The organism is Bartonella sp. AA81SXKL (assembly GCF_042196945.1).
Taxonomy (GTDB): domain Bacteria; phylum Pseudomonadota; class Alphaproteobacteria; order Rhizobiales; family Rhizobiaceae; genus Bartonella.
In genome coordinates this window covers 1-370 of record NZ_JBHIRH010000250.1, presented here as the reverse complement: position 1 = coordinate 370, position 370 = coordinate 1, and the positions used below count along the sequence as shown (strand labels likewise).

1 protein-coding gene is annotated in these 370 nt (G+C 40.5%); it reads right to left on the bottom strand.

From position 1 onward, the window contains the following. Window positions 1-15: 15 nt before the first annotated feature. Window positions 16-291: an HU family DNA-binding protein gene (locus tag ACFINZ_RS10910; protein ID WP_011180519.1), complete on the bottom strand. Its 276-nt coding sequence runs from the start codon at window positions 289-291 to the stop codon at window positions 16-18. Window positions 292-370 lie beyond the last annotated feature (79 nt).

Sequence of the window (370 nt, the reverse complement as noted above, 5' to 3'; positions counted from 1 at the left end):
GTGCGGTTTAATTTATTATTTGTTAACTGCTTCTTTTAGACTTTTCCCTGCAGAAAATTTGGGCACAGAACGCGCTGGAATATTAATTTCAGCGCCAGTTGAAGGATTACGCCCCTTTGTTGCAGCACGATGAGAAACTTCAAAAGAACCAAAACCTGGAAGACGAACATCTCCTCCTGAAGCTAAAGCTTCTGTTACAGAAGCGATAAAAGCATCGACAACAGAGCCTGCCTGCGCTTTCGAAACACCTGCTTTTTCAGCAACGGAACTCACCAATTCACTTTTATTCATGGAATATTTCCTTTCCCTATATTACCAAATAACACAACTTAACCGTGTCATCGGCCAGTTTATTGAAAAGTACAGTAAA

What these genes read in the sequence shown, in the direction of transcription:
- ACFINZ_RS10910 (WP_011180519.1), bottom strand. Translation starts at nt 291, where the DNA reads ATGAATAAAAGTGAATTGGTGAGTTCCGTTGCTGAAAAAGCAGGTGTT.